The 14,811-nt window shown below is 61.1% G+C and carries 18 protein-coding genes and 2 tRNA genes; 8 read left to right on the top strand and 12 right to left on the bottom strand.

Annotated features, from left to right (window positions below):
• Positions 1-19: 19 nt before the first annotated feature.
• The 3 genes from HU750_RS16220 to HU750_RS16210 all read right to left on the bottom strand — a co-directional run bounded on the left by HU750_RS16220 (position 20) and on the right by HU750_RS16210 (position 2,361).
• The gene (locus HU750_RS16220; protein WP_099454700.1) at positions 20-1,087 is read right to left on the bottom strand and encodes a phosphotransferase family protein; all 1,068 of its coding nucleotides are present in this window, start codon (positions 1,085-1,087) and stop codon (positions 20-22) included.
• Between the two features lie 188 nt (positions 1,088-1,275).
• Entirely contained in the window at positions 1,276-1,593 is a 318-nt protein-coding gene (locus HU750_RS16215) for an SCP2 sterol-binding domain-containing protein (protein WP_085273065.1), read from the bottom strand.
• A 54-nt stretch (positions 1,594-1,647) separates the two neighbouring features.
• Positions 1,648-2,361 carry a histidine phosphatase family protein gene (locus HU750_RS16210; protein WP_186681159.1) on the bottom strand — a complete coding sequence of 238 codons (714 nt, stop codon included), beginning with the start codon at positions 2,359-2,361 and terminating at the stop codon, positions 1,648-1,650.
• A 198-nt stretch (positions 2,362-2,559) separates the two neighbouring features.
• Between HU750_RS16210 and sohB the strand changes: the two genes are divergently transcribed.
• From sohB to HU750_RS27590, 4 genes are all read left to right on the top strand, one after another.
• Positions 2,560-3,579: a protease SohB gene (sohB, locus tag HU750_RS16205; RefSeq protein WP_186681240.1), complete on the top strand. Its 1,020-nt coding sequence runs from the start codon at positions 2,560-2,562 to the stop codon at positions 3,577-3,579.
• A 153-nt stretch (positions 3,580-3,732) separates the two neighbouring features.
• A tRNA-Cys gene (locus HU750_RS16200) sits at positions 3,733-3,806 on the top strand.
• 445 nt (positions 3,807-4,251) lie between these two features.
• Complete coding sequence (locus HU750_RS16195; RefSeq protein WP_186681157.1) at positions 4,252-4,476, top strand: hypothetical protein; 225 nt, start codon at positions 4,252-4,254, stop codon at positions 4,474-4,476.
• A 111-nt stretch (positions 4,477-4,587) separates the two neighbouring features.
• Entirely contained in the window at positions 4,588-4,767 is a 180-nt protein-coding gene (locus HU750_RS27590) for a hypothetical protein (RefSeq protein ID WP_369124820.1), read from the top strand.
• Positions 4,768-4,812: 45 nt separating this feature from the next.
• Here HU750_RS27590 and HU750_RS16190 read toward each other — a convergent pair whose 3' ends face one another.
• The gene (locus HU750_RS16190) at positions 4,813-5,064 is read right to left on the bottom strand and encodes a hypothetical protein (protein ID WP_027592687.1); all 252 of its coding nucleotides are present in this window, start codon (positions 5,062-5,064) and stop codon (positions 4,813-4,815) included.
• A 366-nt stretch (positions 5,065-5,430) separates the two neighbouring features.
• Here HU750_RS16190 and HU750_RS16185 point away from each other — a divergent pair, with 366 nt between their 5' ends.
• Entirely contained in the window at positions 5,431-5,628 is a 198-nt protein-coding gene (locus HU750_RS16185) for a hypothetical protein (protein WP_085273068.1), read from the top strand.
• A 1-nt stretch (position 5,629) separates the two neighbouring features.
• On the opposite strand, the gene HU750_RS16180 is transcribed toward HU750_RS16185, so the two are convergent.
• Positions 5,630-6,043 (bottom strand): DoxX family protein, encoded by a 414-nt coding sequence (locus tag HU750_RS16180; RefSeq protein WP_099454684.1) that lies wholly within the window; start codon positions 6,041-6,043, stop codon positions 5,630-5,632.
• Between the two features lie 104 nt (positions 6,044-6,147).
• Positions 6,148-6,232 (bottom strand) — tRNA-Leu (locus HU750_RS16175).
• A 275-nt stretch (positions 6,233-6,507) separates the two neighbouring features.
• On the opposite strand from HU750_RS16175, the gene HU750_RS16170 reads away from it, so the two are divergent.
• The 3 genes from HU750_RS16170 to HU750_RS16160 are packed head-to-tail and all read left to right on the top strand — an operon-like array spanning position 6,508 to position 9,484.
• Positions 6,508-7,644: a two-component system sensor histidine kinase NtrB gene (locus HU750_RS16170; RefSeq protein ID WP_186681155.1), complete on the top strand. Its 1,137-nt coding sequence runs from the start codon at positions 6,508-6,510 to the stop codon at positions 7,642-7,644.
• 29 nt (positions 7,645-7,673) lie between these two features.
• On the top strand, positions 7,674-9,119 hold the full coding sequence (locus HU750_RS16165) for an ATPase domain-containing protein (RefSeq protein ID WP_186681153.1): 1,446 nt from the start codon (positions 7,674-7,676) through the stop codon (positions 9,117-9,119).
• An 11-nt stretch (positions 9,120-9,130) separates the two neighbouring features.
• The gene (locus tag HU750_RS16160; RefSeq protein ID WP_186681151.1) at positions 9,131-9,484 is read left to right on the top strand and encodes a response regulator; all 354 of its coding nucleotides are present in this window, start codon (positions 9,131-9,133) and stop codon (positions 9,482-9,484) included.
• Between the two features lie 46 nt (positions 9,485-9,530).
• On the opposite strand, the gene csrA is transcribed toward HU750_RS16160, so the two are convergent.
• The 6 genes from csrA to HU750_RS16130 form a co-directional block, all read right to left on the bottom strand.
• On the bottom strand, positions 9,531-9,728 hold the full coding sequence (gene csrA, locus HU750_RS16155; RefSeq protein WP_099454680.1) for a carbon storage regulator CsrA: 198 nt from the start codon (positions 9,726-9,728) through the stop codon (positions 9,531-9,533).
• 253 nt (positions 9,729-9,981) lie between these two features.
• Positions 9,982-11,004: a DNA topoisomerase IB gene (locus tag HU750_RS16150; protein ID WP_027592681.1), complete on the bottom strand. Its 1,023-nt coding sequence runs from the start codon at positions 11,002-11,004 to the stop codon at positions 9,982-9,984.
• A 57-nt stretch (positions 11,005-11,061) separates the two neighbouring features.
• Positions 11,062-12,153: a molybdenum ABC transporter ATP-binding protein gene (modC, locus tag HU750_RS16145; protein ID WP_186681149.1), complete on the bottom strand. Its 1,092-nt coding sequence runs from the start codon at positions 12,151-12,153 to the stop codon at positions 11,062-11,064.
• A gap of 1 nt (position 12,154) precedes the next feature.
• Positions 12,155-12,835, bottom strand: coding sequence for a molybdate ABC transporter permease subunit (gene modB, locus HU750_RS16140; RefSeq protein WP_027592679.1), 681 nt, complete (start codon positions 12,833-12,835; stop codon positions 12,155-12,157).
• The gene (gene modA / locus HU750_RS16135; protein ID WP_186681147.1) at positions 12,835-13,593 is read right to left on the bottom strand and encodes a molybdate ABC transporter substrate-binding protein; all 759 of its coding nucleotides are present in this window, start codon (positions 13,591-13,593) and stop codon (positions 12,835-12,837) included. Before modA ends, modB begins: the two co-directional genes overlap by 1 nt.
• Positions 13,594-13,699: 106 nt before the next feature.
• Complete coding sequence (locus HU750_RS16130) at positions 13,700-14,776, bottom strand: NAD(P)H-dependent flavin oxidoreductase (RefSeq protein ID WP_186681145.1); 1,077 nt, start codon at positions 14,774-14,776, stop codon at positions 13,700-13,702.
• Positions 14,777-14,811: the final 35 nt, after the last annotated feature.

The raw sequence follows: 14,811 nt of genomic DNA, 5'->3' as shown, positions 1-14,811 counted from the left end.
TTTTCCTTGTTATCTGTCGTCAGAGCGTGGAGGTGCGGGTCACCTGCAAGGCCATCTGCTCCAGCAGCCGGTTCATGTGGATGAACTGAGCGAAGCGTTTGTCCTGGGTTTGGCCGTGGTAGTAGCGGTAGTAGATCTGCTGGACGATGCCGGCGAGGCGGAACAGGCCATAGCAATAGTAGTAATCGAAGTTGTCGAGGCGAATGCCGGCGCGCTCGGCGTAGTAGTCGACGAACTGCCGGCGGGTGAGCATGCCGGGCGCGTTACTGGGTTGGCGGCGCATCAGTTGCACGGGCGCCGGGTCTGCTGCCTCGATCCAGTAGGCCAGGCTGTTGCCCAGGTCCATCAGCGGGTCGCCGAGGGTGGCCATTTCCCAATCCAGCACGCCGATGATGCGCATTGGGTTGTCGGCATCGAGTATCACGTTATCGAAGCGGTAGTCGTTGTGAACGATGCCGGGGCGTGGGTGGTCGGCGGGCATCTTGTCGTGCAACCAGGCAATCACGTGCTCCCAGCGCGGGGCATCGTCGGTGATGGCTTTTGCATAGCGGCTTGTCCACCCCTCGATCTGGCGTTGCACATAGCCTTCCGGCTTGCCCAGGTCGGCGAGGCCGCAGGCTTGGTAGTCGACCTGATGCAGTTCGACCAGGCGGTCGATGAAGCTTTTGCACAGAGCTTCGGTACTGGCTGGGTCGAGCTTGAGTTCAGCCGGGATGTCCGAGCGCAGGATGATGCCGTTGACCCGCTCCATCACATAGAACTCGCCGCCGATCAGGGTCTCGTCGGTGCAGTGCACGTACGCCTTGGGGCAGTAAGGGAAGCCACTGTTGAGCTGATTGAGGATACGAAATTCACGGCCCATGTCGTGGGCCGACTTGGCCTTTTGCCCGAACGGTGGGCGGCGCAGCACAAACTCTCGGCCGGGGTAGGTGACCAGGTAGGTGAGGTTGGAGGCGCCGCCGGGGAACTGGCTGATGCTCGGCAAGCCTTCGAGGCCGGGAATATGGGCCTTGAGATAAGGGTCGATGACGGCCGCGTCGAGTTCTTCGCCGGGGCGGACCTGGGTGGACTGATCGGTGAGCGTCATGCGTTTTCCTTATTTTCGTTCGCAACAACTATTGGCTAATCTAATGGTCTGCCGGCGTTGGAACAAGCGTGCCAGCCGTCATATAGGTGAGGGTGTTGCTGATGGATCAATCGCCTTGATGTGATCGGGCAAAAAAAAACCGAAGCCGGTCAGGCTTCGGTTTTTTGATCAATCGGCGTGCCCATCACTCAGGACGGGAACAGTTCGCTGAGTTTCATCGACAGCATCATGTCGCCTTCGACGCGCAGCTTGCCACCCATGAAGGCCTGCATGCCGTCGGTCTCGCCGCTGACGATACCCTTGAGGGTCTCGCTGTCCAGCACCAGGGTGCAGTTGGCGTCTGGGTTTTCGCCTTCTTGGATGTCACACGTACCGTCCTTGATGATCAGGGCGTACTTTTTGTCTTCGTCGGTGATGTCGAAGCCGAACACCAGGTCCAGGCCTGCGGCAGCGGCTGGATTGAACTTTGCTTTCATCGCTTCGACGGCTTTAGCTACATCGCTCATGGCGTAATCCTTATTAAGTTATATTCGCGTCCGCAGGGACACAACAAGCCGGGCTCATCGGTAGGTGACAAGCTCCGGCGCCCTCAACAGCTGCACGTGGGCTTGGCTGTTGAAGGAGGCCAGTGCCACGTCGCGGCCGCGAAACTTCAGTTGGCTGAGCGACGTGTTGATGATCTGCCAGTTCAGCGCGAAGGCTTGGCTGGGGGTAATGCCGGTAACCAGATGGAGCAGGGCCGCAATGGTGCCGCCGGAGGTGAAGATGGCGATGTTGTCGCCACTGCCCGCGCCTTCGAGCACACGCTGCAGGCCACGCTGGACGCGCGCGGTGAAGGCCTGCCAAGTCTCCAGGCCATCGTTGGCAGGATGATCGCCCGCGTGCCAGCGCTGCACCATCAGCGCGAACAGGCGCTGGAATTCGCTGCGATGCTGCGCGCCATTGCGCAGGATGTGCAGGGCATCGGGTTCTTGCGCCAGCAGGCCGGGCAGCAGGGCACGGATCACACCATCGGCATCGAACTCATTGAATGCCGCATCGGTCTCAACAGCCGGAACCGGGCAGCCTGTGGCGTGCAAGGCCTCCAGGGCCAGGCGTGCGGTGTCCTGCTGGCGGCGCAGGTCGCCGGCCACGCAACGATCCAGCTGCACATCGAGGAGTGCCAGGTGTTCACCCAGGGCTTGGCTCTGACGCACACCGATGGTCGAGAGGACGTCGTAGTCCTCGGCACCGAAGGAGGCTTGGCCATGTCGGATCAGGTAGAGGTTGCCCACGGAGGTATCCGGCCTGTTGGAGGTTGCTGCGAGGTTAGGATGTGCCACACAGGCTGTCAACGAAAAAACATACAAGCGTTTGAAAAGGTTGTTTGAACTGTGTTGCCAGCGTTTACACCGGCTGGCAGCGCCTCAGGCGCACCGGTATGCTTGCAGCAGTTACGCGCCGAACTGGCGCTGGTCTATGAAGGAGTCAACGTGGAGTTTCTTGCCGAATACGCAAGCTTTCTCGCCAAAACCGCCACCCTGGTGATTGCCATCCTGGTCGTGCTGTCGGCCATCGCCGGTTTGCGCGGTAAAGGGCGGCGCAAACCGGGCGGGCAATTGCAGGTCACCCGCCTCAACGAGTTCTATAAAGAGCTGCGTGAGCGCCTGGAGTCGGGCCTGCTCGACAAGGCCCAGCTCAAGGCGCTGCGCAAGCAGCAGGCCAAGGCGGAAAAACAGCAGAAAAAAGGCAAGGCCGAAGAAAAGGGCCGGGTCTTCGTGCTCGATTTCGATGGCGACATCAAGGCCTCGGCCACCGAGAGCCTGCGCAACGAAATCACCGCGCTGCTGACCCTCGCCACCCCGCAGGACGAAGTAGTGCTGCGCCTGGAGAGTGGCGGTGGCCTGGTACACAGCTACGGCCTGGCGGCTTCGCAGCTGGCGCGTATTCGCCAGGCGGGCATCCCGCTGACCGTGTGCATCGACAAGGTGGCGGCCAGCGGTGGTTATATGATGGCCTGCATTGGCGAGAAGATCGTCAGCGCGCCCTTTGCCGTGCTGGGTTCGATTGGTGTGGTGGCGCAACTGCCTAATGTCAATCGCCTGTTGAAGAAGCACGACATCGATTTCGAAGTGCTCACAGCGGGCGAATACAAGCGCACCCTCACTGTGTTCGGCGAAAACACCGAAAAGGGCAGGGAGAAATTCCAGGAAGACCTGGACATTACCCACCAGCTGTTCAAGGACTTTGTCTCGCGCTATCGCCCGCAGTTACACATCGACGAAGTGTCCACCGGCGAAGTCTGGCTGGGCGTGGCGGCTCTCAACCGCAAGCTGGTTGACGAGCTGCAGACCAGCGACGAGTACCTCAGCGACCGCGCCCGCAACGCCAACCTGTTCCACCTGCACTACGCCGAACGCAAGAGCTTGCAGGAACGTATCGGCATGGCTGCCAGCGGCACGGTGGAGAACACTGTGGTGGGGCTTTGGAGCAAACTCGGCCGCTTGCGCTAACACCTTGAACCCCTTGAAATTTTTTTATGTTCAGGGGGTTGCAAGGTTCGATGATTGAAGACATAATGGCGCCCATCGAAACGCAGCGAACTTTGAAAAAGGTTCAGTGTTTCAAGGAGATAGCAAAGCGCAAGCAGCTAGATCCGACTTTGAGGCCGAGTAGCAAAGTGGTTATGCTCCGGATTGCAAATCCGTCTACGCCGGTTCGATTCCGACCTCGGCCTCCATTATTCGAAAGCCCCGCAGATTAACGTCTGCGGGGTTTTTCTTTGTGGGGCGGAAAATACAGAAGCCCCTTGAGGCGTGACGCCTAAGCTCAGTACGTGTTGGGCTTTTCCGTTTTTAGCGACAGGGTTATTTTTCAAGGTGTACCGACTGTTGCGATTCACAAAAAAGAAACTCTCCAGAGCGCTGCGAAAGTGGTTCGTCTACCTCGCTGTTGCAGGTGTCGCGGGCAATTCCAGCCGATTGTTCGACCACCTTTCCCTGTGGAAACCCTGGCGTTTAGCTAAGGGCGTTGTCGCAGGCCTCATTGCCTTTTGATGACGTTTTATACTGAAAGGGCTACTGCAGCATGAAGCGGTGTGCCAGGGTGGAAATTTATAAGTAGCGCTTCCGACTCTGGAGGAGTATTGATGGCTTCCCGGCGCAATGTCGGAGGGAGTCACCTCAATGGATCGCAAGCCAAGCAATCAGGAAGTCGCTGTGGCGATCGGCATTAGCGAAGCGGAAGTCATTCGGTACAGAAGCGAGACGTTGTTGCTCGGCGATGGGGCATGGCTCATTCACTTCACATTCTTGATGCCCAAAGAGCTTCGGTTCGGCCTGACCGGGAGCTTTACCCACATCTTGAAAGCGGCGCCGCCGGCCGGTGACCGGCGAGTGGAGGCCCTGTAACGGCAGGCACTGGTGGCAAGGGCAGGGGATTTCGCCCATTCTGTGGTCGATGCAGCGTATAGTGACAAACGAGTTGCTGCATTTCAGTGACTCCTCTATCGAGGTTCAGTCATGAATGCCTCCCATCAGTCCCCCACGCACAAAGCCCACCTGCGGCTAGACGAGCAGATCAAAGCATTCCTTTCAAAAGGCGGAGCCATCCAGGAAGTGGCGTCTGGCATTGGTGCATCCGATCGTGTTGGCCCCAAGCTGCCATCGGCGAGGTGGCCCAGCTCCAAAGTCGTCAGATAAGGCGAATGGGGTCGCACAGCGACCCCAATGACGGCTGAAGAAACGTTATTGAGGTGGGTAGCGTGCCAAGTCCGCTTCCAGCTTTTCAGCGTCGCCTACCCGCTTGCGCACTTCGGCGTAAAACTGCTGGCTTTGGTTCTGAAACCGAATGTAGTCGCGGTCGCACGCTTCTTGCGCGGCCGTGAGTTCGTGGCCGGCAAGCCCCTGGGTGGATTGGCGTGACAGGATGTAGGCCTGCCAGCAGTTCTCTACTTTGAGCAACCCGCGAGCGAACGCTTTTGTCTCGATTGTCGCCATTGGAGCACCCTCTTTGCGCCGAAAATCGGCACGTCGGTGTGGATCGCCAGAGCGACGATGGGCAATGTGTGGAAAAGCCGAATACCCGAGTATCGGATAGTGGAGCTTAGTGGGTTTTGAAGGTTGCGCTCGTTGGTCAGCCGCTCGATCTCAAACGCGCTAAAAATCTCAAGCCAGGCCCTTCGCCCCGCATCAAAAAATCACCGCCCAAAAAAAGCCCGCCATGAAAAGGCGGGCAAATAACGTTTGAAGGGAGAGCCTGCAGACTGCGCCCGCTCCGTTAACTCAGCATTAAGCCGCAACCCATTGACCTCGCCCCCTGTTCAGCCTATACAAGCCTCCCGCCATCCCAGGAGTCCGCCCCGCATGCGCGACGAAGACGATCTGCACGAGCCCGAGCATGACCACCTGCTCGACCACGAATTCCTTTACGACGGCATCGACCCCGAGGCAGACGCCCAAGGCGCCGAAGACCCTGTCGAGGAGGATGAGGAAACGCTGGATGACCTCGATGACGAGGAACGTGATCACCCAGCCTGGTTCGACGACTGCGAAGACGCGTGAGTCAGCGACGGTCCAGCGAGAAGCGGCCGGGGCCACTCACGGCCAGCAACAGCAAGCCGCCAATGATGCTCAGGTTTTTCAGGAACTGGGTCATGTTGGCGCTGCGCTCGGGGTCGACCATGTTCCAGAACGGGTGGCCGATCAATGCGGTGCCCAGCACGAACAGTGCAAACAGGAAGGCCAGCGGGCGCGTGTAGAACCCCAGAATCAGCACGATGCCGACGAAAAACTCCATGATCACCGCAACGGCTGCGGCAACTGTAGGGGCGGGGGCGCCGAGGGAGGTCATGTAGCTGACCGTGCCTTCAAAGCCGGTCAACTTGGCCCACCCGGACACAACAAACAGAATCATCAGCAGAATGCGGGCAACCAGGATGATGAAGTCGCGTTGACCATCGAACAGGGAGTAGCGCATGGCGGCATACCAGTGGACGGGGACAAGCTCCACTCTAGCAGTTGCACCGAAGATTTCCGCTGGGCAGCAAAAAGGCGCCACCAGGGCGCCTTTTCGAAGGAATTTGGTGCGAGTGGCGGGACTCGAACCCGCAAGGCTCACGCCGACAGATTTTAAGTCTGCTGTGTATACCAATTCCACCACACTCGCACTTGAATGGGCCTTGACGACCGGCGGGCTTCTAAGCAGATGTACTAAGTAGAAAGCGCGTTGCATTCAAGCGCGCTTTATAACCCATTGTTATAGTTGAGTCAACTCCAGCACCTATTATCAAGGTGAAGTTAGCCGTGACCGCAGGCAGCAGGATTCGCCTCAGTGCCCGTACTCGTCGATCGATAACACTGACAATCAGTTGCCACGGGGGCGGCTGCAGAGGACACTCCTGCTTAAACCCAATTCCTCCCCGCTGTGCCTGTGGAGTCTGCATGGTTTCAGCTGACTGTCTCGAACACCCTGTCATGCCCGCGCACCGCTATGAACAGCTGGTTCAATCGGTGGTTGACTACGCCATCTACATGCTCGACCCGACGGGGCATGTGGTGTCGTGGAACGCTGGCGCCGAACGCATCAAGGGCTACCGGGCCGATGAAGTGATCGGCCAGCATTTCTCGTTGTTCTTCACCCCTCAGGATTGCGCGCAAGGGCTCCCCGAGCGCTTGCTGCGCCAGGCGCTCGAGCAAGGCGTGGCGCAGGATGAGGGGTGGCGTGTGCGCAAGGACGGCTCGCAATTCTGGGCGCTGGCCGCGCTGGATGTGATTCGCGATGACCTTGGGCAGATCATTGGCCTGGCCAAGGTTACCCGCGACATTACCGACCGGCGTGAATCGGCACTGCAGCTCGACGCTGTGCGTGCGCAGCTGTTCCAGGCGCAGAAGCTCGAAGCGCTCGGCCAGCTGACCGGCGGGCTGGCGCATGATTTCAACAACATGCTCACGATCATCCTGAGTTCCGCCCGGCTGGCCCTCACCTCCCATGACCCGGAGCGCGTCCAGCGCCTGTTGCATCACATCCTCGAGGCCGGCGAGCGGGGCACCGAGCTGACCCAACAACTGCTCAGCTTTGCCCGACACCGTAAGCTGGATGTCACGCGCATCGCGCCCCTGGAGTTGATCGCTGCCACGCGTGGCTTGCTCGAGCATTCGCTGACAAGTGAAATCGACCTGCAACACCATTTGCCCGCGAGTCTGCCCGCCATCGAAGTCGATGCCGGGCAGTTGCAGATGGTGCTGCTCAATTTGCTGTTCAACGCCCGTGACGCCATTGAGGGTAAAGGCAGCATCGGCCTGGCGGTCGATGTTGTTGAACTGGCCGGGGACGTTGAAGGGTTGCGTGGCCGTTATGTGTGCTTCGAGGTGCAGGACAGCGGCAGCGGGATTGCTCCCGACGTACTGCCACGTATCTTCGAGCCTTTTTTCACCACCAAGGCCTTCGGCAAGGGCACCGGCCTTGGCCTGAGCCAGGTTTACGGTTTTGCCAAGCAGAGCAATGGCGCCATCAGCGTCGACAGCGTGCCTGGCCAAGGCACGTGCATGCGTCTTTATTTGCCCGCGTGTGACCCATAAGCGGATCACCAATTCTACAGGTACACACCATGGCACAAGCACTCAAGCGGCTGGTGACGGGGATCGAAGGGCTCGATGCCCTGCTCAAGGGCGGGCTGGTCGCGGGCGCGTCCTACATCGTTCAAGGCCCGCCTGGCGCGGGTAAAACCATCCTCGCCAATCAGTTGGCCTGTGGCCACGTACAGGGTGGCGGCAGGGTGTTGGTGGCGACGTTGCTCAGTGAATCGCACGAGCGGCTGTTCCAATATCTTGGGACGCTGGCGTTTTTTGATCCGACCCTGGTGGGCGACCAGATTCAATTTGTCAGTGCCTTCGATACCCTGGAGCAGGAAGGGCTCGATGCCGTGGTCAAGCTGCTGCGCCAGGAAATCAACCGGCAGCAGGCCAGCCTGCTGATCGTCGATGGGGTGCTCAATGCCCGAGTGCGCGCCGAAACGACCCTGGACACCAAGAAATTCGTCTCGGAACTGCAAGGCCACGCCGCCTTTGCCGGCTGCACCCTGCTGTTGTTGACCAGCGCCCGGCTGGACGAGGGTAGCCCGGAGCACACCATGGTCGATGGTGTGCTCGAACTGGGCGAGCAACTGGTGGGCAGCCGTGCCGTGCGCCATATTCAACTGCGCAAGACGCGTGGTAGCGCAGCCCTGTCGGGGCGCCATGAATGCTTGATCGATGAAGCGGGCATGCATGTTTTTCCACGTCTTGAATCGCTGTTCAGCCACCCCAGCCACCTGGGCAACGCCAGCCTGAGCCGTGTTTCTTCGGGCATTCCCAGCCTGGATGAAATGCTCGACGGCGGGCTGGCTACAGGCTCCGTTAGCCTGATCATGGGGCCCTCCGGTATCGGCAAGACGTCACTGGGCCTGGCCTTTCTTGGTGCGTGCACGAAAGAAGCGCCTGGTGTGCATTTTGGATTCTACGAAACACCCGAACGCCTGCGCCTCAAGGCGCTATCGCTTGGCTACGATTTTGCCGCTCTGGAACGCGAAGGTGCGCTGCAGCTGTGCTGGCAGCCCACCACGGAGGGTTTGCTGGACCAGGTTGGTGCGCGCTTACTGGCGCGTGTAGAGGCCCAACGCAGCAAGCGTGTGGTGATCGACAGCCTGGGCGCCTTCAGCCGTTTGGCAATTGACCCGACTCGGCTCAACGCGTTTTTCCGCGCCTTGACCGGCGAGTTGCGGGCGCGAGACGTCAGTGTGCTGCTGACCTGGGAGATGCGTGACATGTTCGGGTCGGAAATCATGGCCCCGGCACCGGACCTGTCGAGCATCGTCGACAACTTGATGCTGATGCGTTTCGTCGAACTGGGTTCCCAGCTGCGGCGCATGCTGTCGATTCTCAAGGTGCGTGACAGCCACCATGACCCCGCGCTGCACGAGCTGTTGCTCGGCCCGCAGGGCATTACCTTGCGCAAGGCCTTCGAGGGCGCCAGCGGCGTGCTCTCGGGGACGCCGGTGCAGCAAGGCGGCGGGTGACGGGGCGGCTGATGAACACCATTCTGATCGTCGATGACGAATACCTGATCGCCGACATCCTCGGCTTTGCCCTGGAGGATGAAGGTTATCTGGTGGAAAAGGCGAGCAATGGCCTCAAGGCGCTGGAAGCACTGAAGGAAAAACGCGTCGAGCTGGTGATCACCGACTACATGATGCCGTTGCTCAATGGTGAAGAGCTGGCACGCAGGATGCGCGAGGAGCTGCAGCTGAGCGACTTGCCGGTCATCCTCATGAGCGGCGCGCAGGCCAGCCAAGGATGCCCGGAGCTGTTCGCCGCGGTGTTCGACAAGCCCTTCGATATGGACAGGATGATCGCCAAGGTGCGCGAACTGCTGGGCAACTGAGACGCAGGTCGATCAAGCGCATCCGTGCGGCTTGAGGCAGTGCCGCTCAGTGCGGCTCGTCGTGCTTTTCCGGGGCTGGGTTGCCAGCCTGGATACGCTTGAAGATTTCTTCGCGGTGCACCTGAACATCTTTCGGTGCATCGATGCCAATCCTCACCTGCATCCCTTTGACGCCCAGAATGGTGACTTTGATGTCATCGTTGATGACGATGCTTTCGCCAACCTTACGGGTGAGTATCAGCATGTAGTTCTCCTTGGTAATGTTGAAATCCGTCGGGCTAATTGCCGCGGCGGTGGGAGCCAGTCCCTCTTCCTTCTCATTAAAGACGCTTTCGGCGGATAGGAATTCCCCGACAGACAAATTCTGTTGCGTATCTTCAGGTGCAGGCGCCGGTAACTGCCGCAAGCGGTGTCCCGGCGAAGGTGCTCGGTGGCAAGAATAGGGGGGTTCAGCCCGGATGGGAAATTTCTCTGCATCATGGCCTAAATAGACAGTGTCAATGATCGTCCTGTTCCTCCAGCGCCTGCAGAAATAACAGCAGCGCCACTTCTTCTGGATCCAGGCCTTTGCGATTACGTTTGCGGGGCAAACTGGCCAGGCGGCCGAGGGCAAAGTGTTCCAGCACGGCCGGGTGGATGTAGCAGCGCCGGCATACCGCCGGGGTATTGCCCAGGCGTGTGGCGACCTGCTTGACGATGGCAGCGACCTGGCGTTTCGCTTCGGTTTCCGGCTCCCATGCCAGCGGCCTGAGCAGGTTCAGCGCAAGGCTGCTGCCAGCCCAGGTGCGGTAGTCTTTGGCGGTAAAGTCAGCGCCAGTAAGCGCCTGCAAGAACTGGTTGATATCGCTGGAACCGATGCTGTGGCGTTGCCCCTCTTCGTCGAGGTACTGGAACAGCGCTTGGCCCGGCAGCTCCATGCAGCGCTTGAGTAGGTTGGCCAGGCGCCTGTCGTGCAGGGTGACATCGTGCTCGACGCCGCGCTTGCCGCGGAACTGGAAGCGGATGGTGCCGCCTTGCACCTTGACGTGACGGTTGCGCAGCGTGGTCAACCCGTATGACTGGTTGTCACGCAGGTAACGCTGGTTGCCGATGCGGATCAGGGTGTGGTCCAGCAGGCTGACGACCAGTGCCATCACCTTTTCCCGGTCCAGGCCCGGTCTGGCCAGGTGGGTCTCCAGTTGCGAGCGCAATTTCGGCAGTGCCTGGGCAAATGCCAACATGCGCCCGTATTTGTGCTGGTCGCGCAGTTCGCGCCATTGCTCATGGTAGCGGTACTGCTTGCGGCCACGGGCGTCGCGGCCGGTGGCTTGCAGATGGCCTTGCGGGTCGGCGCAGATCCACACATCGCTGTAGGCTGGGGGGATCACCAGTGCGGCAATGCGTGCGAGGGTGTCGGCGTCGCGAACCCGCTGCCCCTCGGTGTCCAGGTAGATGAAGCGGTCGCGCCAGCGCCGTCGGCTCAGGCCAGGTTGGCTGTCGTCAACGTAATGCAGGGTGCGGGGCAGGGGGCAGTCGAGCATCGGCGGCAGGCCTCGATCAGGTCTCTGATCAATGGACAACGGTCGCGTCCGGGTTGCTCAGCCCAATAAAGCCACCGACTTGATCTGGGCGATCAGGGCCTGGCCTGGGTACAGGTCAAGCTGGTCTGCCGAGAAGCGGGTGATGCGCGCCAGCAAGGCATTGCCCCCGGCATCCAGGCTCACCAGCACATGGGCCGGATTGTCTGCCGGGCGGGTTTCGCGCACCTTTACCGGCAACCGGTTGAGAATGCTGGAGGCGCTGTCCGCCGTCAGGGCCAGGCTCACGTCGCGCGCCTGCACTTTTACCCGCAGGGTGCTGCCCATGACGTGAGCGGGGTGGGCAATGCGCAGTATCGGCGCGCCGTTGCCGGGCAGACGAAGGTCGAGCAGGTCGTAATGGGGGTCATGCCCGACTACCAGGCCTTCGAACACCACCCCGGCATCTTCGCCCTGGGCCAGCGACAGGTCCAGGCGTGCAAGCGTTTCGCCAATCGGGCCGCTGGCCACGGCCTGGCCTTGCTCCAGCAACACCAGGTGGTCGGCAAGGCGCGCTACTTCGTCCTGGGCATGGCTGACATACACCAGCGGAATATCCAGCTCGTCATGCAGGCGCTCCAGGTACGGCAGGATTTCGCGCTTGCGCGGCCCATCGAGGGCAGCCAACGGCTCGTCCATCAACAACAGCCGTGGGCTGCTCAGCAGCGCGCGTGCGATACCGACCCGCTGCGCCTCACCGCCGGACAACGTGGCGGGCCGACGTGCGAGCAGGTGGCCGATGCCCAGCAACTGGCAGGCCTGCTCAAGGCTGACCTTGCGCTCGCTGGGCGCGACCCTGCGCCAGCCAAACTCCAGGTTGCCGCGCACCGACACGTGCGGGAACAGGCTGGCTTCCTGGAATACATAGCCCACCGGGCGCAGGTGAGGCGCTTGAAAATAGCCGCGGCTGCTGTCTTCCCAGACCTCGCCGTTTACTTCGATGTAGGCGCTGGCGGCGCGCTCCAGCCCTGCCAGGCAGCGCAGGCAGGAGGTTTTGCCAGACCCGGAATGGCCGAACAGCGCGCTGATCCCGCGCCCAGGCAGTTGCAGGTCGACATCCAGGGTAAAGTCGTCGCGCGCCAGCTTCAGGCGCGCCACAATCGATGCAGTCATTTCAGCTCCAGCCAGCTTTGCCGCGGCGCCCAGCGTATAGCAGGAGCAGCACCAAGAACGAGAACACCAGCATGGCACCGGCCAGCCAGTGGGCTTGCGCATACTCCATGGCCTCGACGTGATCGAAGATCTGCACCGAGACCACGCGGGTTTTGTCGGGGATGTTGCCACCGATCATCAGCACCACGCCAAACTCGCCCACGGTATGGGCAAAGCCCAGAATGCTGGCGGTGATGAACCCGGGGCGGGCCAGCGGCAGTACCACATGGACGAAGGTGTCCCATGGGCTGGCGCGCAGGGTGGCAGCGACTTCCAGCGGCCGCTGGCCGATGGCGCCAAAGGCGTTTTGCAAAGGTTGCACCACAAAGGGCATGGAGTAAATCACCGAGCCGATCACCAACCCGCTGAAGCTGAATACCACGCTGCCCAGCCCCAATGCCTGGGTGGCCTGGCCAAGCCAGCCATGGGGCCCGAGGGCGATCAGCAGGTAAAAGCCGATGACCGTCGGTGGCAGCACCAGCGGCAGGGCCACCACCGCGCCCACCGGCCCACGCAGCCAAGAGCGCGTGCGCGCCAGCCACCAAGCGATGGGCGTGCCGACGATCAGCAGGATCAAGGTGGTCAGGCTGGCCAGTTTGATGGTCAGCCAGATGGCACCCAGGTCACTGGCGTCCAGTGGCATCAGAGTTCATAACCGTAAGATTTGATTACCGCGGCGGCTTTCGGGCCTTTCAGGTATTCGACCAGCGCCTTGGCAGCGGCACTGTCCTTGCCTTTGTTGAGTATCACAGCGTCCTGGCGGATCGGGTCGTGCAGGTTGGACGGCACGATCCAGGCCGAGCCGCTGGTGACTTTGCCGTCCTTGTAGATTTGCGACAGCGCGACGAAGCCCAGCTCGGCATTGCCGGTGGACACGAACTGGAAAGCCTGGGTGATGTTCTGCCCTTCGACGATCTTGCCCTGGGTGGCCTCGGTCAGTTTCAGCTTGTCGAGCACCTGGGTCGCGGCCAGGCCGTAGGGGGCGGCTTTAGGGTTGGCGATGGACAGGTGCTTGTACGTGTTCTGCTTCAGCACGTCCCCCTTGGTGTCCACGTAACCTTCTTTCGCCGACCACAGGGCCAGGGTGCCGATGGCGTAGGTGAAGCGCGAGCCTGGGACGATTTCCTTTTCCTGCTCGAGCTTGGCCGGGGTGCTGTCGTCGGCGGCGAGGAATACTTCAAACGGCGCGCCATTCTTGATCTGGGCGTAGAACTGCCCGGTAGCACCATAGGCGGCGACCAGCGTGTGGCCGGTGTCCTTTTCAAAGTCTTTGGCTATGGCCTGGATGGGGGCTGTGAAGTTCGCTGCGACCGCGACCTGGACTTCGTCGGCCCAGGCAGTGTTAAGGCAGATCAGGCTCGCCAGTGCAGTGGCGGCCAGGTGGAATGGGCGGATACGCATGAAGACAGCTCCTTGGGTTATCGTTATAGCGTGAACTATATAGCGATAGGCCGTTGGCCGGGAAGGGGGCTGGACGACGACGGCGGTAATGGCCTGCACGTGCTGTTCAGCGCGATAGCGTTTGCAGTGCCTTGCTGGCAATTTCCTGGGTCAGCTCAGCTGCCGGCATGTGCCTGCCTAAGCGCAGCGCCTGGCCTGACCACAGGTTGCTGAAGTCGCTGTTGCCTTGCGGGTCGGTGATTGCACGCAGTGGCATCAATGCGCCACCTGCCAGCGGGAAGCGCGGTGCCAGGTCGCTCATCGGCCCCAGATCACGCATGATGCGGTTGTTGATGCCCCGCGCTGGGCGGCCGGTGAACAGGTTGGTCAGGGCCGTGTCGCTGGCGGGCGCGGTGTCCAGCGCGCGGCGGTGAGCCGCAGACACTTTGGCCTCGGGGCAGAACAGGTAGGCCGTGCCAATCTGCACGGCCGAGGCGCCCAAGGCAAGGGCCGCGACCAGGCCACGGTGGTCGGCGATGCCCCCGGCTGCAATCACAGGTACCGTGACTGCGTCGACGATCTGCGGCACCAGGGCGAAGGTGCCAATCTGGCTGGTGATGTCTTCGCTGAGGAACATGCCGCGATGGCCACCCGCTTCATAGCCCATGGCGATGATCGCGTCACAGCCGTTGCGCTCCAGCCACAGCGCTTCTTCCACCGTGGTAGCACTGGACAGCACCTTGGCACCACTGGCCTTGACCCGTTGCAGCAGGTGGGGCTCGGGCAGGCCAAAGTGAAAGCTCACCACTTCAGGGCGCAACTGCTCGACCAGCTGGCAGCTTTGCTCATCGAATGGCGCGCGGTTGGAGACCGGGGTAGGGGCGTCGAAATCGGCACCCACCTCGTTGTAGTAAGGCTTGAGTGCCTGCTTCCAGCGCGCCTCGCGGATCGCGTCGGGCGGTGGTGGTTGGTGGCAGAAGAAGTTCAGGTTCAGCGGCCGCGTAGGGCAGGCCGCGCGGAACGCTTCGATCTCATCACGTACCTGGTCACTGCTCAACATGGCGCAGGGCAGTGCGCCAAGGCCGCCTGCAGCGCCCACGGCAATGGCCATGGCCGAGCCCGTCGCACCTGCCATCGGCGCCTGCAGAATAGGCACTTCAATGCCCAGCAGATCGAGAATACGGCGGTCGGGCCAAGGACTCATGCGGGTCTCCTTGCGGGCGGCGTGATCGGTGCGGC

It is taken from the genome of Pseudomonas sp. SWRI50 (assembly GCF_014269095.1).
Lineage (GTDB): Bacteria > Pseudomonadota > Gammaproteobacteria > Pseudomonadales > Pseudomonadaceae > Aquipseudomonas > Aquipseudomonas kermanshahensis.
Note: the sequence above shows the minus strand (reverse complement) of the source record. Positions and strands in the feature narration are given on the sequence as shown.

Coding starts and splice junctions, on each gene's coding strand:
- modA (WP_186681147.1), bottom strand. CDS start 13,593: ATGCGTATCCGCCCATTCCACCTGGCCGCCACTGCACTGGCGAGCCTG.
- HU750_RS16220 (WP_099454700.1), bottom strand. CDS start 1,087: ATGACGCTCACCGATCAGTCCACCCAGGTCCGCCCCGGCGAAGAACTC.
- HU750_RS16165 (WP_186681153.1), top strand. CDS start 7,674: ATGGCACAAGCACTCAAGCGGCTGGTGACGGGGATCGAAGGGCTCGAT.
- HU750_RS16185 (WP_085273068.1), top strand. CDS start 5,431: ATGCGCGACGAAGACGATCTGCACGAGCCCGAGCATGACCACCTGCTC.
- HU750_RS16215 (WP_085273065.1), bottom strand. CDS start 1,593: ATGAGCGATGTAGCTAAAGCCGTCGAAGCGATGAAAGCAAAGTTCAAT.
- HU750_RS16130 (WP_186681145.1), bottom strand. CDS start 14,776: ATGAGTCCTTGGCCCGACCGCCGTATTCTCGATCTGCTGGGCATTGAA.
- HU750_RS16150 (WP_027592681.1), bottom strand. CDS start 11,004: ATGCTCGACTGCCCCCTGCCCCGCACCCTGCATTACGTTGACGACAGC.
- HU750_RS27590 (WP_369124820.1), top strand. CDS start 4,588: ATGAATGCCTCCCATCAGTCCCCCACGCACAAAGCCCACCTGCGGCTA.
- HU750_RS16195 (WP_186681157.1), top strand. CDS start 4,252: ATGGATCGCAAGCCAAGCAATCAGGAAGTCGCTGTGGCGATCGGCATT.
- HU750_RS16190 (WP_027592687.1), bottom strand. CDS start 5,064: ATGGCGACAATCGAGACAAAAGCGTTCGCTCGCGGGTTGCTCAAAGTA.
- modC (WP_186681149.1), bottom strand. CDS start 12,153: ATGACTGCATCGATTGTGGCGCGCCTGAAGCTGGCGCGCGACGACTTT.
- HU750_RS16180 (WP_099454684.1), bottom strand. CDS start 6,043: ATGCGCTACTCCCTGTTCGATGGTCAACGCGACTTCATCATCCTGGTT.
- HU750_RS16160 (WP_186681151.1), top strand. CDS start 9,131: ATGAACACCATTCTGATCGTCGATGACGAATACCTGATCGCCGACATC.
- modB (WP_027592679.1), bottom strand. CDS start 12,835: ATGCCACTGGACGCCAGTGACCTGGGTGCCATCTGGCTGACCATCAAA.
- csrA (WP_099454680.1), bottom strand. CDS start 9,728: ATGCTGATACTCACCCGTAAGGTTGGCGAAAGCATCGTCATCAACGAT.
- HU750_RS16170 (WP_186681155.1), top strand. CDS start 6,508: ATGGTTTCAGCTGACTGTCTCGAACACCCTGTCATGCCCGCGCACCGC.